Origin of the sequence: Streptomyces sp. IMTB 2501 (assembly GCF_001953885.1) — a bacterium.
Classification (GTDB): domain Bacteria; phylum Actinomycetota; class Actinomycetes; order Streptomycetales; family Streptomycetaceae; genus Streptomyces.
Genome location: NZ_MQUS01000021.1, coordinates 151095 through 164887, shown reverse-complemented (window position 1 = coordinate 164887; position 13793 = coordinate 151095). Strand labels below are relative to the sequence as shown.

Annotated in this window: 13 protein-coding genes; 6 read left to right on the top strand and 7 right to left on the bottom strand. The window is 71.8% G+C overall.

The genetic code is table 11. The features are described 5' to 3' along the window. The 4 genes from AV521_RS30990 to AV521_RS30975 form a co-directional block, all read right to left on the bottom strand. The coding region (locus AV521_RS30990; protein WP_143658670.1) for a cation-translocating P-type ATPase at positions 1-1219 on the bottom strand (1219 nt) is incomplete at its 3' end. A gap of 125 nt (positions 1220-1344) precedes the next feature. Then, positions 1345-1584, bottom strand: coding sequence for a heavy-metal-associated domain-containing protein (locus tag AV521_RS30985; protein ID WP_076092974.1), 240 nt, complete (start codon positions 1582-1584; stop codon positions 1345-1347). Between the two features lie 74 nt (positions 1585-1658). Then, positions 1659-2609, bottom strand: coding sequence for a PrsW family glutamic-type intramembrane protease (locus tag AV521_RS30980; protein ID WP_076092972.1), 951 nt, complete (start codon positions 2607-2609; stop codon positions 1659-1661). Between the two features lie 87 nt (positions 2610-2696). Further along, the gene (locus AV521_RS30975) at positions 2697-3353 is read right to left on the bottom strand and encodes a TetR family transcriptional regulator (RefSeq protein ID WP_076092962.1); all 657 of its coding nucleotides are present in this window, start codon (positions 3351-3353) and stop codon (positions 2697-2699) included. A gap of 124 nt (positions 3354-3477) precedes the next feature. On the opposite strand from AV521_RS30975, the gene AV521_RS30970 reads away from it, so the two are divergent. Further along, the gene (locus AV521_RS30970; protein ID WP_076092961.1) at positions 3478-5685 is read left to right on the top strand and encodes an MMPL family transporter; all 2208 of its coding nucleotides are present in this window, start codon (positions 3478-3480) and stop codon (positions 5683-5685) included. Between the two features lie 30 nt (positions 5686-5715). Continuing rightward, positions 5716-6762, top strand: coding sequence for a zinc-dependent alcohol dehydrogenase family protein (locus AV521_RS30965; RefSeq protein WP_076092960.1), 1047 nt, complete (start codon positions 5716-5718; stop codon positions 6760-6762). Here the strand turns inward: AV521_RS30965 and AV521_RS30960 are convergent. The 3 genes from AV521_RS30960 to AV521_RS30950 all read right to left on the bottom strand — a co-directional run bounded on the left by AV521_RS30960 (position 6743) and on the right by AV521_RS30950 (position 8982). Beyond that, a complete protein-coding gene (locus tag AV521_RS30960; RefSeq protein WP_076092959.1) occupies positions 6743-7306 on the bottom strand; it encodes a GNAT family N-acetyltransferase in 564 nt (187 codons plus the stop codon). The genes AV521_RS30965 and AV521_RS30960 overlap by 20 nt on opposite strands. Before the next feature lie 71 nt (positions 7307-7377). Further along, positions 7378-7578, bottom strand: a complete 201-nt coding sequence (locus AV521_RS30955; RefSeq protein WP_076092958.1) for an AlpA family transcriptional regulator — start codon at positions 7576-7578, stop codon at positions 7378-7380. Between the two features lie 414 nt (positions 7579-7992). After that, entirely contained in the window at positions 7993-8982 is a 990-nt protein-coding gene (locus AV521_RS30950; protein WP_305965195.1) for an AraC family transcriptional regulator, read from the bottom strand. Between the two features lie 164 nt (positions 8983-9146). On the opposite strand from AV521_RS30950, the gene iolC reads away from it, so the two are divergent. Genes iolC through iolD form a run of 4 tightly spaced genes read left to right on the top strand, consistent with a single transcriptional unit; the run spans position 9147 to position 13786 of the window. Continuing rightward, a complete protein-coding gene (gene iolC, locus AV521_RS30945) occupies positions 9147-10121 on the top strand; it encodes a 5-dehydro-2-deoxygluconokinase (RefSeq protein WP_076092957.1) in 975 nt (324 codons plus the stop codon). Continuing rightward, on the top strand, positions 10118-11065 hold the full coding sequence (locus AV521_RS30940) for a deoxyribose-phosphate aldolase (protein ID WP_256725724.1): 948 nt from the start codon (positions 10118-10120) through the stop codon (positions 11063-11065). The genes iolC and AV521_RS30940 overlap by 4 nt, the downstream gene beginning before the upstream one ends. Positions 11066-11072: 7 nt before the next feature. Continuing rightward, complete coding sequence (gene iolB / locus AV521_RS30935; protein ID WP_076092956.1) at positions 11073-11912, top strand: 5-deoxy-glucuronate isomerase; 840 nt, start codon at positions 11073-11075, stop codon at positions 11910-11912. Continuing rightward, the gene (gene iolD, locus AV521_RS30930; protein ID WP_076092955.1) at positions 11909-13786 is read left to right on the top strand and encodes a 3D-(3,5/4)-trihydroxycyclohexane-1,2-dione acylhydrolase (decyclizing); all 1878 of its coding nucleotides are present in this window, start codon (positions 11909-11911) and stop codon (positions 13784-13786) included. Before iolB ends, iolD begins: the two co-directional genes overlap by 4 nt. The last annotated feature ends 7 nt before the right edge of the window (positions 13787-13793 follow it).

Genomic DNA, 13793 nt, shown 5'->3' with positions numbered 1-13793 from the left:
CGGCCGTGAACGCGGCGACCGTGTCGCCGGTGACGCCCAGCCAGGCGCCGAAGGTGGCGACGGCGATGAGGATGACCGCGGGCACGAAGACCGCGGAGATCCGGTCGGCGAGCCGCTGCATCCCGGCCTTGCCGTTCTGCGCGTCCTCCACGAGCCGCGCCATCCGGGCGAGCTGGGTGTCGGCGCCGACCCGGGTGGCCTCGACGACCAGCCGGCCGCCCGCGTTGACCGTGGCGCCGGTGACCCGGTCGCCCGGACCGACGTCCACCGGCACCGACTCGCCGGTCAGCATGGACGCGTCCACCGCGGAGACGCCCTCGATCACCGTGCCGTCGGTGGCGATCTTCTCGCCGGGCCGTACGACGAACCGGTCGCCGGCGGCCAGGGAGCCGACGGGGACGCGTATCTCACGGCCTTCGCGCAGTACGGCGACGTCCTTGGCGCCCAGCTGCATCAGCGCCTTCAAGGCCGCGCCCGCACGCCGCTTGGAGCGGGCCTCCAGATAGCGGCCGAGCAGGATCAGGGCGACGACTCCGGCGGCGACCTCCAGATAGATGGTGGAGGCGCCGTCCATGCGTGAGACGGTGAAGCGGAACTCGTCGTGCATGCCGGTCATGCCCGCGTCACCGAAGAACAGGGCCCACAGCGACCAGCCGAACGCGGCCAGTGTGCCGACCGAGACCAGGGTGTCCATGGTGGCGGCGCCGTGCCGGGCGTTGGTCCAGGCGGCCCGGTGGAAGGGCGCGCCGCCCCAGACGACGGCGGGTGCGGCGAGCGTCAGCGACAGCCACTGCCAGTTGTCGAACTGCAGCGCCGGGATCATCGCGAGCAGGACGACGGGCGCGGCGAGCAGCGCGGAGACGAGCAGCCGGTGGCGCAGGGCGCCGAGTTCGGGATCCCGCTCGGGGGTTTCCGCGGCCGCCTCGGGTTCCGGCTCCGGCTCCGGCGGTGCGGGCTCCTCGGCGGTGTAGCCCGTCTTCTCCACGGTGGCGATGAGGTCGGCCACTCCGACGCCCTCACCGAAGGCGATCTTCGCCTTCTCGGTGGCGTAGTTGACGGTGGCGCTCACACCCTCCATGCGGTTGAGCTTCTTCTCCACCCGGGCGGCGCAGGAGGCGCAGGTCATGCCGCCGATGAGCAGCTCGACCTCGGAGGCGCCGGCCGCGGAGGTGCCGCCTGTCGGGCTCGCCGTCCCGGTCTCTGCGGTGGTGCTGGTCATGTCCGGACTCCAGACATCGGACCGGGCCGTACGGATCCAGTATCAGCTGGTCGGCACGGCCCGATCGGGAAAAGGTTTCTCGTACGAGCCCCCGCTGCTCGGGCCTCGTGTACGTGTCCCGCCGCTCAGGCCCTGCCGGCCAGTTCGAAGCCGGCCTCGTCCACGGCGGCGCGCACGGCCTCGTCGTCCAGCGGGGCCTCGGAGACCACGGTCACCTCGCCGGTCGACGCGACGGCCTTCACCGAGCTGACGCCGGGGATCTCGGAGATCTCGCCGGAGACGGAGCCTTCGCAGTGGCCACAGCTCATGCCGGTCACCTTGTAGACGGTGGTGACGGAGCCCGGGGTGTCGGTGTGGGCGGTCATGTCGTTACTCCTCGTCGAGGCGTGTGGGGCCGGTGGGATCCACGAGAGAACCCCACGTTCCTCACAGTATACCCCTAGGGGGTACCTCTCCAAGAGAGGTCCCGGCGTGCCAGCGACCGCGCCCAGCCGACCCCGGCCAGGGCCACCAGGGCCAGCCCGCCGACCGAGAACAACGTGAACAGGTGTTCCTGCTCGGCGCTCGGCCGGACGAGGTACGCCTGGGTGAACAGCCGTCCTTGCAGGCCGGTGCCGGTCAGCCGGGCGACCGTCCAGATCGCGAGGCCGTGCGTGCAGTCCCCCAGGGCGTGCAGCAGGGACACGCCCAGGTAGGTGCCGAGCACCGGCGCGGCGAGGCGGAAGTCTCCGTTCAGGCGGCGCCGGGACAGCAGTACGCCGCCGGCGATCGCGGTCCACAGGCCGTGCCCGAAGGGGGCGAGCACCCCGCGCAGGATCTCCGTCTCCAGCAGGGTGCGCAGGTCGATGCCCCGGGCGGAGACGGTCACGTCGAAGGCGTACCCGGCGCTCTCCAGAGCCGCGAAGCCGAAACCGACGGCCGCGCCGAGCACCAGTCCGGCGCGCAGTCCGCGCATGTACGGCTGCCGGTGCAGCACGAACGCCAGCGCCGCGAGCTTGGCGGCCTCCTCGATCAGGCCGACGCCGACGAACATCCCGAGCGAGGCGTGCAGCAGATACGACTCCATCAGGGAGGCGCTGAGCACGCCGAGGGTCCCGCCGGTCAGGAAGCAGCCGAGGATCGCGCTGACGCCCAGGTCGCGGCCGTGCCGCTCGTACGCCCACAGCACGAAGACGACCGGTGCGAGAAAGCTGCCGAGCAGGATCAGCGTCGGCAGCAGCGTGGTGTTCCGTGTCTCGTACGTGACCCACGCGGTCAGCGACCACAGGGCGAGCCCGCCGCCCAGACAGCGCCGCCACAGGCCGGCTCCGATGCGGGGGTACGGCGGTGGCGGCTGCTGGGGGCCGGGTATGCGGGCCTTGGGCGTGCCGGGAGGCGGGGAGTGGCTCACGTCGGTCCCCTCGGACGGCTGCTGGGTGATTTATCCGCACTGTAGGCAGATGTGCAGGGCGCCGCAGTCCGGGACGGGGACCCGGAGTCACCCGTGGCCGAGCCGATCGCCCACCAGCGGGGCCAGGTAGCGGATCAGGACGTCCTTGATCTCCTGGACATAGGCCGCGCGCTCGGCGCCCTCGTGGGCGAGGACCAGCTCCAGGCCGGCCTTGTAGATACCGAGGCAGACATGCGCCGTGCGGGTGACGTCGGCCGCGGTGGCGGCGGGCATGAGGGAGGCGAGCAGGCTCTCGATCCGGCCGGTCAGTGTGGTGTGCAGCTGGTCGTGCGTCTCGGCTATCCGGCCGGGGATGTCGGGGCCGTGCATCAGCGCGAAGAACACCGGGTGTTCGGTGTTGAAGGTCATGAACCGGTCGATGGCGGAACCGATGGCCTCCTCCAGCGGGGTGGCGGGGTCCACGGGGGCCAGCGCCTCTCCGTAGGTCTCCCGCATCTCGTGGACGAGCCGGTCGCCCAGCTCGATCGCGATCGCCTCCTTGTTCGGGAAGAACTGGTAGAGCGTCCCCGGTGAGACGCCGGCCTCGCGGGCGATGGCGTTGGTGCTGGCGGCGGTGTAGCCGGTGGTGCAGAAGACCCGGGCGGCCGCTTCGAGCAGCTGGGCGATACGGCGCTCCCCGCGGGCCTGCCGGCGGCGCGGCTGCTCCTTCTGTGTCTGCGCCTGTGTCTGCGCGTTGTCGGGCACGAGTTGTCCCCAGATCTCCGAACGGGATTGACAAACACGAGCGGTCGCTCGCATTCTGTGAAAACGCGAGCGACATCTCGTGTTTGCCAGTTTACGGTTTCCACGGTGAAGGGGACACCGCACCATGACCGAAGTCAACAAGGCGCTGCGCGCAGGGGACGTGCCGCCCCGGCCCCGCGGCTGGACTCGATTCGTCACCGCCCGCCCGCGCCTGTCTCTGCTGGTGGCCCTGGTGCTCACGGCGCTGGCCGTGCTGGCCGGCAGCGGGGTCGCGGACCGCCTCGGCAGCGGCGGCTGGGAGGACCCGGCCGCGCAGTCGACGTATGCCACCAAGGCCCTGGAGCGCGAGTTCCCCGCTTCCCAGCCGAACCTGCTGCTCCTGGTCGACTCGGGCCGCGCCTCGGTCGACGATCCGGCGGTCGCCGCCCAGGCCCGCGCCCTGGCCGGCCGGCTGGCGGGGGAGCAGGGCGTGACCGGCGTCGGTTCCTACTGGCAGAGCAAGTCTCCGGCCCTGCGCGCCAAGGACGGGCACGAGGCGCTGATCGCCGCCCGCATCACCGGCGACGACAACGCGATGGGCAAGACCCTGGACCGCATAGCGCCCCACTACCGGGGCACGCACGGCCCGGTCCGGGTGAAGGTCGGCGGCATCGTCGCCGTGCGGCACGACATGCAGACCATCATCAAGGAGGACCTGACCCGCGCCGAGATGATCGCTCTGCCGATCACGCTCGTGCTGCTGGTGATGGTCTTCGGCAGCGCGGTCGCCGCCCTGCTGCCGCTCGGCATCGGCATCGTCGCCATCCTCGGCACCAACGCCGTTCTGCGCGGTCTGACGGCCTTCACCGACGTCTCCGTCTTCGCGCTCAACCTCACCACGGCCCTCGGCCTCGGCCTGGCCATCGACTACGCCCTGTTCATCGTCCGCCGCTACCGCGAGGAACTGTCCACGGGCGCCGACCCGTTGACGGCGATCGGCGCGACCCTGCGCACGGCCGGGCGCACGGTGCTCTTCTCCGCCCTCACGGTGGCGGTGTCCCTGGCCGCCATGATGGTCTTCCCGCAGTACTTCCTGCGCTCCTTCGCCTACGCCGGCATCGCCGTGGTCCTGCTCGCCGCGGCCGCCGCCCTGATCCTGCTCCCGGCCGCCCTGGTCCTGCTCGGCCACCGGGTCAACGCCCTCGACCTGCGCCGCCTGTTCCGCCGGGGCCGCGAGCCGAGGCCCGCCGAGGGGACGGCCTGGGCGCGGACCGCCCGCCTGGTGATGCGCCGCGCCCCGCTCTTCGCCCTCGGCACCACCGTCCTGCTGGTGATCCTCGGACTGCCCTTCCTGGGTGTGAAGTTCGGCACCGCCGACGACCGCCAGCTCCCCTCGACCGCCGAGTCCCATGTGGTGCAGGACCAGATCCGCGAGGGCTTCCCGGGCAGCCCCGGCGGCGGTCTGGAGGTCCTCGCCGAGGGCAGGGCCACCGCCGCGCAGTATGCCGCCTACAAGCAGCAGGTGGCCGCCCTGCCCGAGGCGGTCCGCGTCGACGGCCCGCTGGTCAAGGGCGACGCCGCCTACTTCACGGTGCAGCCCGAGGGGGAGGCCGTGGGCGACGCGGCCCAGCGCCTGGTGGGCGACATACGAGCCCTCCACCCGCCCTTCGACACGAAGGTGACCGGCACGGCGGCCGTCCTGGTCGACACCAAGCACGCGATAGCCGAGCGCCTGCCGTGGGCGGCCGTGTTCATCGCCGTCGTCACCCTGCTCCTGGTCTTCCTGCTGACGGGCAGCGTGCTGATACCGATCCAGGCGGTGGTGCTCAACGCGCTCAGCCTGACGGCGATGTTCGGCGCCGTGGTCTGGGTCTTCCAGGACGGCCATCTGTCCGGCTCGCTCGGCTTCACCAGCCCCGGCTCGATCGAGACCACCCTGCCCGTGCTGATGTTCTGCGTGGCCTTCGGGCTCTCCATGGACTACGGCGTGTTCCTGCTGTCCCGCATCAAGGAGGAGTACGACCGCACGGGCGACCACGAATCGGCGGTGCGGCACGGACTGCGGCGCACCGGTGGGCTGATCACCGCGGCGGCGGTCATCCTCGCTGTGGTGATGGTCGCCATCGGCACCTCAAGGGTGACCAACACCAAGATGCTCGGCCTGGGTATCGCGCTTGCGGTCCTGATGGACGCGATGGTGGTCCGCAGCCTCCTGGTACCGGCGATCATGCGGCTGACGGGGAGGGCGACTTGGTGGGCGCCGGCCTGGCTGCGGCGCGTTCACGAGCGGTTCGGACTCAGCGAGGGCGAGCCGGTGGCACCGGTGGAGGAGAAGGAGCCGGCGGGGGTGTGAGGTCGCCGGCCGCCGTGGCAGGGTGGGCCCATGAGAGCCGTGGTGTTCGAGCAGTTCGGGAAGCCGGCCGAGGTGCGGGACGTCCCCGACCCGGAACCCGTGGAGCACGGCGTGATCGTCCGGGTGGAGGCCACCGGCCTCTGCCGCAGCGACTGGCACGGCTGGATGGGCCACGACTCCGACATCACCCTGCCGCATGTGCCCGGGCATGAACTGGCCGGTGTTGTGGAGGCGGTCGGTTACCGGCTGACCGGTTGGCGGCCCGGTGACCGGGTCACCGTGCCGTTCGTCTGCGCCTGCGGGACCTGCCCGGCCTGTGCGGCGGGCGACCAGCAGGTGTGCGAACGCCAGACCCAGCCGGGCTTCCACCACTGGGGCTCCTTCGCCGAGTACGTGGCGCTCGACCACGCCGACGTCAACCTGGTCGCGATGCCGGACGAGATGGAGTACTCCACCGCCGCCGCCCTCGGCTGCCGTTTCGCCACCGCCTTCCGTGCGGTGGTGCAGCAGGGACGGGCGGTGGCGGGGGAGTGGGTCGCCGTGCACGGCTGCGGCGGGGTCGGGCTGTCTGCGGTGATGATCGCGGCGGCGGCCGGGGCCCGTGTGATCGCCGTCGACGTGTCTCCCCAAGCCCTCGACCTGGCGCGGAAATTCGGTGCCGCGGAGTGCGTCGACGCCACCGGTGTGGCCGACCCGGCCGCCGCCGTCCGTGAGCTGACCGAGGGCGGCGCCCACCTCTCCCTCGACGCGCTCGGCTCGCCCGCCACCTGCGCCGCCTCCGTGAACGGCCTGCGCCGCCGCGGCCGGCACATCCAGGTGGGCCTGCTGCCCTCACCGGACGGCACCACGCCCGTCCCGCTCGCCCGCGCCATCGCCCTGGAGCTGGAACTCCTCGGCAGCCACGGCATGGCCGCCCACAGCTACCCCGGCATGCTGCGCCTGGTCCGCTCCGGCGTCCTGCGTCCCGAGCTGCTGGTGACGTCCACGATCACGCTCGACGCGACACCGGCGGCCCTCGCGGCGATGGGTACGGCGGGAGGGGCGGGCGGCGTCACGGTCATCGAGCCGTGGACGTGAGAGCGGCCCACTCGCGGTCCAGGACGGCCATCAGCACCTCGTCGACCCAGTCACCGTCCCTGGGCACCGCTTCCTTGCGCACCCCTTCCACCCGGAACCCGACCTTCTCGTACACGTGCCGGGCCCGGTCGTTGTCGCCGTAGACCTCCAACTGGATCCGGCGCAGACCGAGTTGCTCGAAGCCGTAGCCGACGATCAGGCGGGTCGCCTCGGTACCGACACCGCGGCCGCGGCCCCGGGGGCCGATGAGGGTGCGGAAGGTGCAGCTTCGGGTGGCCGGGTCGTACTCGTACAGCACGGCCTCGCCCAGGACCTCGCCGGTCCCGGGGTCCGTGACGGCCAGGTCGAGCCGGTCGGGCGCGGTGGCCCGGGAGCCGTACCAGGACCGCAGTCGCTCCAGGGTGAGTTCGGTGGACGGGTCGAAGGTGAAGTGGAGGACCTCGGGGTCGGCGATGATCTCCCGCATGATGTCGGCGTCGGCCTCGGTGAAGGACCGAAGTACGGTCTTCCGGCCGGTCAGGGTGGGTTTGACGGAGAAACTCATGGAGCGACTGTGCCCCACGTGGACGGTGGGGCACAGGGGATTTTCTCCCGGCGGACGGGGGGGCGGCCGGGTCAGTCCAGGTGGCGGCCGCGGTTGCCGGGCCGGGAGGCGACCCAGGCGCGGACGGTGTCGGCGTACCAGTAGGGCTTGCCGCCCTCCACATGGTCGGGCGGAGGCAGCAGCCCGTGTTTGCGATAGGACCGTACGGTGTCCGGCTGCACTCTGATGTGTGCCGCGATCTCCTTGTAGGACCAGAGCCTTTGGTCGGTCATGAGTTGTACCTCCCTGCGCGCGCCACAGCGGCGGCCGGGGGTGGCCGTCGGGGGAGCCGGGCGCCGCGCTGGCGATCACCAAGCCTGTATCCGGTGAACGACGCACAGTGACCGGAGGGCAGTGCCTGTCGCCACGATGTGACGCACAACCCGCGTACACGGGACACATGTGACACAGAGAGGGCGTTTGTGACACAGCCGCCACAAAGGCGCACGCCGGGGCGCCGGCACGGCGCGTCGCTCCCACGCCGGTCCAGGGCCGGCTGAATCAAGCCATCAAGCCGTCAAGCCGTCAAGTCATCAATCCGTCAAGCCGAGTCGAGGGCCGAGGACGGGCCGGGTCCGCTGCGTCAGACCCGGCCCGCCGGCTCCCCCGTATCTCCGACGGCCATCCTCCAGGGGGTACCGACCCGGTCAGGGCGCCTCCCGGGCCGGCTCCCCCTGGCCGCCGGACGCCCCCGTCCGCCTGCGGAGTCTGATGGCCGGACGATCAGCGTGCCCGGTGGGGCCTCCGCGGGTCTTGGAAAAAGGCGCACCGCGGCCGGAGGTGAGAAGCAGGCTCGTCGGCTCGCCCGCCAGCCGGTCGGCCACGGCGGTCGCGGCCGGCAGCCGCCGGGCCGCCAGGAACTCCCCCGGCGTGCAGCCGGTCATGGTCCTGAACTCGCCGCTGAAGTGCGCCTGGTCGTAGTACCCGCACATCGCCGCGGTCTCCGCCTGCCCGTGTCCCGCGGCCAGCAGCCGCCGCGCCCGTTGCAGCCGCAGCACCCGGGCCGCCACCTTCGGGGGCAGACCGATCTGCTCCCGGAAGCGGTTCTCCAAGTGCCGTACGCTCCAGCCCACTTCCTCGGCCAGCCGGGACACCGGGACCCGGCCGGCGCTGCGCCCGAGCAGCGCCCAGGCGTGCACCACCCGCTCGGACACGGGCACGCCCGCGCGCAGCCGTTCCAGCAGCACGCGGTCGAGCAGTGCGAACCGCTCCGGCCAGCCGGGCAACGCGGCGAGCGCGGCGGCGAGTTCGCCGAGCGGTGCGCCCGCGTCGGCCAGCTCGTCCGGATCCAGCGAGCGGTTGGCCAGCTCGTACTGCGGCGTGCCGAACAGCGTGAACGCGGCCCACGGCGCGAGCAGCACCTCGATCCCGGAGAGCCGGCCCCCGTGTTCGCCGAGAGCGGGCAGGGTGGTCAGCCCGTTGACGACGGACACCAGGCTCACCGGGGGCCGCCCGGCCCGCGTGATACGCACCGGCGCCTCGAAGCCCAGGAGCAACGTGGCAGCACCGATCGGCGCCTCCAGCCGACGGCGCGGCCGGTCGAGGGCCATCCGTATCCCGCGGTAGCTGATCACCCCGGGCCGCAACGCCGGATGGGGCCAGGCAGGCACGGTCACCCAGGGCGATTGGTCCGACACGACACCATGCTACGAGCGGGCACGTGCAACGCCCTCGGGGGGACAGTGAGGACGAGGCGCCCGGAGTGGAACGGCCTCACTGGTCCGAATGTCTGGACAAAGCATTGACAGGACTCGGCGTCCGGGACTACAAAACCGGGGAGAGTCGTGACGAAGGGAAGTCGATGGCCTACGACCTGATCACCATGGGGCGGATCGGAGTGGACCTCTACCCGCTGCAAACCGGTGTCCCGCTCGCCCAGGTGTCGTCCTTCGGCAAGTTCCTCGGCGGGTCGGCGACGAACGTCGCGGTCGCCGCGGCCCGGCTCGGCCGGCACACCGCCGTGATCACCCGGACGGGCGACGACCCGTTCGGCACCTATCTGCACGAGGCGCTGCGCGACTTCGGCGTCGACGACCGCTGGGTCACCCCGGTCCCCGGGCTCCCGACCCCGGTCACCTTCTGCGAGGTCTTCCCGCCGGACGACTTCCCGCTCTACTTCTACCGGCAGCCCAAGGCGCCCGACCTGGAGATCGACGCCCACGAGCTGGACCTCGACGCCATCCGCGAGGCCCGTATCTTCTGGGTCACCGGCACCGGCCTGAGCGAGGAGCCCAGCCGTACGGCCACCCTCGCGGCCCTCGCCCACCGGGCGAAGGAGGGCACGACGGTCTTCGACCTCGACTGGCGCCCCATGTTCTGGAGCAGTGACATCAGCGGCTCCCGCCCCGGGCCGGCCGCCGCCCGGCCCTTCTACGCCGAGGCCCTGCGCCACACCACCGTCGCCGTCGGCAACCTGGACGAGGTGGAAGTCGCCACCGGCGTACGCGACCCGCATGCCGCCGCCCGCGCGCTCCTGGACGCCGGGGTCGAGATCGCCGTCGTCAAGCAGGGGCCCAAGGGTGTCCTCGCGGTCAGCCGCAACGGCGACTCCGCCGAGGTCCCGCCCCTCCCCGTCACCGTCCTCAACGGTCTCGGCGCCGGAGACGCCTTCGGCGGCTCCCTCTGCAACGGCCTGCTGGAGGGCTGGGACCTGGAGACGATCATGCGGCACGCCAACGCGGCGGGCGCCATCGTCGCCTCCCGTCTGGAGTGCTCCTCGGCGATGCCCACCCCGGACGAGGTGGCCGCCGCGCTAGAGGCGGGAGCGGTGCTGTGAGGGCCGGCCGGGTCACGGGAACGCACACCGAGGGCGGCTCCGGCACCCGCACCCCGCGGGTGGATGTGGCCGAGCTCGTCCGCATCCGCACCCACCATCCCGAGGCGATCGCCGAGGCCGCCACCCGCCGCGCCCGCAGGCCGCTCCTCAACGAGAACGGCAAGCTGATGATCGTCGCCGCAGACCACCCCGCCCGGGGTGCCCTCGGCGTCGGCGACCGCAAGCTCGCCATGGCCAACCGCGCCGACCTGCTGGAACGGCTGTGCCTGGCGCTGTCCCGGCCCGGCGTCGACGGGGTTCTCGCCACCGCCGACATCCTGGACGACCTGCTGCTGCTCGGCGCCCTCGACCACAAGGTCGTCATGGGGTCCATGAACCGGGGCGGGCTGCAGGGCGCCAGTTTCGAGCTGGACGACCGCTTCACCGGGCACCGGCCCGAGGACCTCCAGCGGCTCGGCTTCGACGCGGGCAAACTGCTGCTGCGCATCGACTACGCCGACCCGGGCTCCCTGACCACCCTGGAGTCCACCGCCCGTGCCATCGACGACATGGCCGCGCGGCGGCTGCCGGTGTTCGTGGAGCCGTTCATCAGCCGTCGCAGCCCCGAGGGGAAGGTCAGGAACGACCTGTCGGCCGAGGCGGTCACCCGGTCCATCGCCATCGCCTCCGGTCTCGGCGGCTCCTCCGCCTACACCTGGCTGAAGGTGCCCGTCACCGAGAACCCCGACGACATGGCCCGGGTCATGGAGACCTCGACCCTGCCGGCCGTGCTGCTCGGCGGTGACATCGGGGACTCGCCCGAGGACCAGGTCGCCGCGTACGAGAAGTGGCGCGGCGCGCTCCAACTCCCCACCGTGCGCGGCCTGGTGGTCGGCCGCTCGCTGCTGTACCCGGCGGACGGCGATGTGGCCGCCGCCGTGGACACCGCCGTAGGACTGCTGTGAGGGCCGCATGACCAGCACCGATCTGCATCTGCCCAAGGGCGCCACCGCGAACGCCCAGTACGCCGTCGACATCGACCCCAAGTTGGCCGGCTGGACACACAGCAGCCTGCGTGTGGTCGAGTTGGCGCCCGGCGGCAGCCATACGTTCACCACCGGCGACAGTGAGTGGATCGTGCTTCCGCTGCAAGGCGGATGTACCGTACAAATTGAGACTGCGTCAACCGAGAAGGACGAGTTCCAACTCCTGGGCCGGGACAGCGTGTTCGCGGACGTCTCCGACTTCGCGTACGTGCCCCGGGACGCCCGGGTCCAGATCGCCTCCGGCGCGGGAGGCCGCTTCGCCCTGGCAGGAGCGAAGTGCGAGCGACGACTCCCCGCCCGCTACGGCCCCGCGCCGGAGGTCCCCGTCGAGGAACGCGGCAGCGGCACCTGCGCCCGCCGGGTGCGCAACTTCGCCTCTGCCGGCTCCTTCGACTGCGACAGGCTGATCGCGGTCGAGGTGGTCACGCCGGGCGGCAACTGGTCCTCGTATCCGCCGCACAAGCACGACGAGCACCGGCCGGGCCAGGAGTCCGAGCTGGAGGAGATCTACTACTTCGAGATCGACGGCCCGGGCGGTCTCGGCTATCAGCGCGTCTTCCCCTCGCGAGAGGGCGGATCCGACGTCCTCGCCGAGGTCCGTTCCGGTGACGCGGTCCTCGTCCCCGACGGCTGGCACGGCCCGTCCATCGCCCAGCCCGGGCATGACATGTACTACCTGAACGTCATGGCAGGCCCCGGCGAGACCCGGGAGTGGCGGATCTGCTTCCACCCGGACCACACCGAGACCACAGGGGGTTACCGATGACGATCCGGCTGACCGTCGCCCAGGCGCTCGTCCGCTTCCTCGCCGCCCAGTACACCGAACGCGACGGTGAGCGGCAGCGGCTGATCGGCGCGACCTGGGGCATCTTCGGCCACGGCAATGTCGCGGGGCTCGGCCAGGCGCTGATCGAGTACGCCGATGTGATGCCGTATCACCAGGGCCGCAACGAGCAGTCGATGGTGCATGCGGCGGTCGGGTACGCCCGTCAGGCGAACCGGCTGTCCACGCACGCGGTGACGACGTCGATCGGCCCCGGCGCCACCAACCTCGTCACCGGCGCGGCCCTCGCGACCATCAACCACCTCCCGGTCCTGCTCCTGCCCGGCGACGTCTTCGCCACCCGCCCCGCCGATCCGGTGCTGCAGCAGCTGGAGGTGCCGTACGCGGGCGATGTGTCGGTCAACGACAGCCTGCGTCCGGTGTCGCGGTACTTCGACCGCGTCACCCGGCCCGAGGCCCTGATCCCCTCGGCCCTGCAGGCCGTGCGGGTCCTCACCGACCCCGTCGAGACCGGCGCGGTCACGCTCGCCCTGCCACAGGACGTGCAGGCGGAGGCCTTCGACTGGCCGGAGGAGTTCTTCGCCGAGCGCGTGTGGACGGTACGCCGGCCGGGCGCGGACCCCGTCGAGCTGGCCGAGGCGGTCCGGGTGATCCGGGACGCGCGCCGGCCCCTGGTCATCGCGGGCGGCGGAGTCCACCACAGCCGCGCCGAGGCGGCCCTCGCCGAGTTCGCCGAGGTCACCCGCATCCCGGTCGCCTCCACCCAGGCCGGCAAGGGCTCCCTGCGGTACGACCATCCGCAGGACGTCGGCGGGGTCGGCCACACCGGCACCGCGACCGCCGACGAGCTGGCCCGCACGGCCGACCTGGTGATCGGCGTCGGCACCCGCTACACCGACTTCACCACCGCCTCCGGCACCCTCTTCGCGAACCCGGACGTCCGCTTCCTCAACCTCAACATCGCGCCCTTCGACGGCCACAAGCTGTCCGGACTCCCGCTGGTCGCCGACGCCCGCAGCGGCCTGGGCGAGCTGACGGAGGCGCTGGGGATGCACGGCCACCGGGTGCCGGAGCCGTACATCACCGAGTACACCGAGGACAAGGAGCGCTGGGAGCAGCGCGTCGACGCCTGCTTCGAGGCCGAGGAGATCGACGTACGGCCGACCCAGCCGCAGGTCATCGGGGCCCTGGACGCCCTGGTGGACGAGTCCGACATCATCATCAACGCGGCGGGCTCGCTCCCGGGTGATCTGCACAAGCTGTGGCGGGCGCGGTCCTGCGACCAGTACCACCTGGAGTACGGCTACTCCTGCATGGGCTACGAGATCCCGGCCGCCCTCGGCGTGAAGCTGGCCGCGCCGGAGCGGAACGTGTGGGCGATGGTCGGCGACGGCACGTATCTGATGATGCCGACGGAGATCGTGACCGCCGTACAGGAGGGCGTCGCGATCAAGATCGTGCTGGTGCAGAACCACGGGTACGCGTCCATCGGCGGGCTCTCGGAGTCGGTGGGTGGCGAGCGGTTCGGCACCGCGTATCGCTTCCAGGCCGAGGACGGGACGTTCACGGGCGCACCCCTGCCCGTCGACCTCGCGGCCAACGCGGCCAGCCTGGGTATGCGGGTACTGCGCGCGAAGACCGTACGAGAGCTGCGCGCGGCGCTCGCCGAGGCGCGCGCCGCCGACACTCCCACATGTGTCTACGTGGAGACCGAAACGTCCGACACTGTGTCGGGCGCGCCCCCGGCGCAGGCCTGGTGGGATGTTCCTGTGGCCGAGACCGCGACCAGATCGTCCGCGGTCAAGGCACGTGAGCTGTACGAACGGCACGTCTCGACCCGACGCCGCCATCTGTAATAAGGAG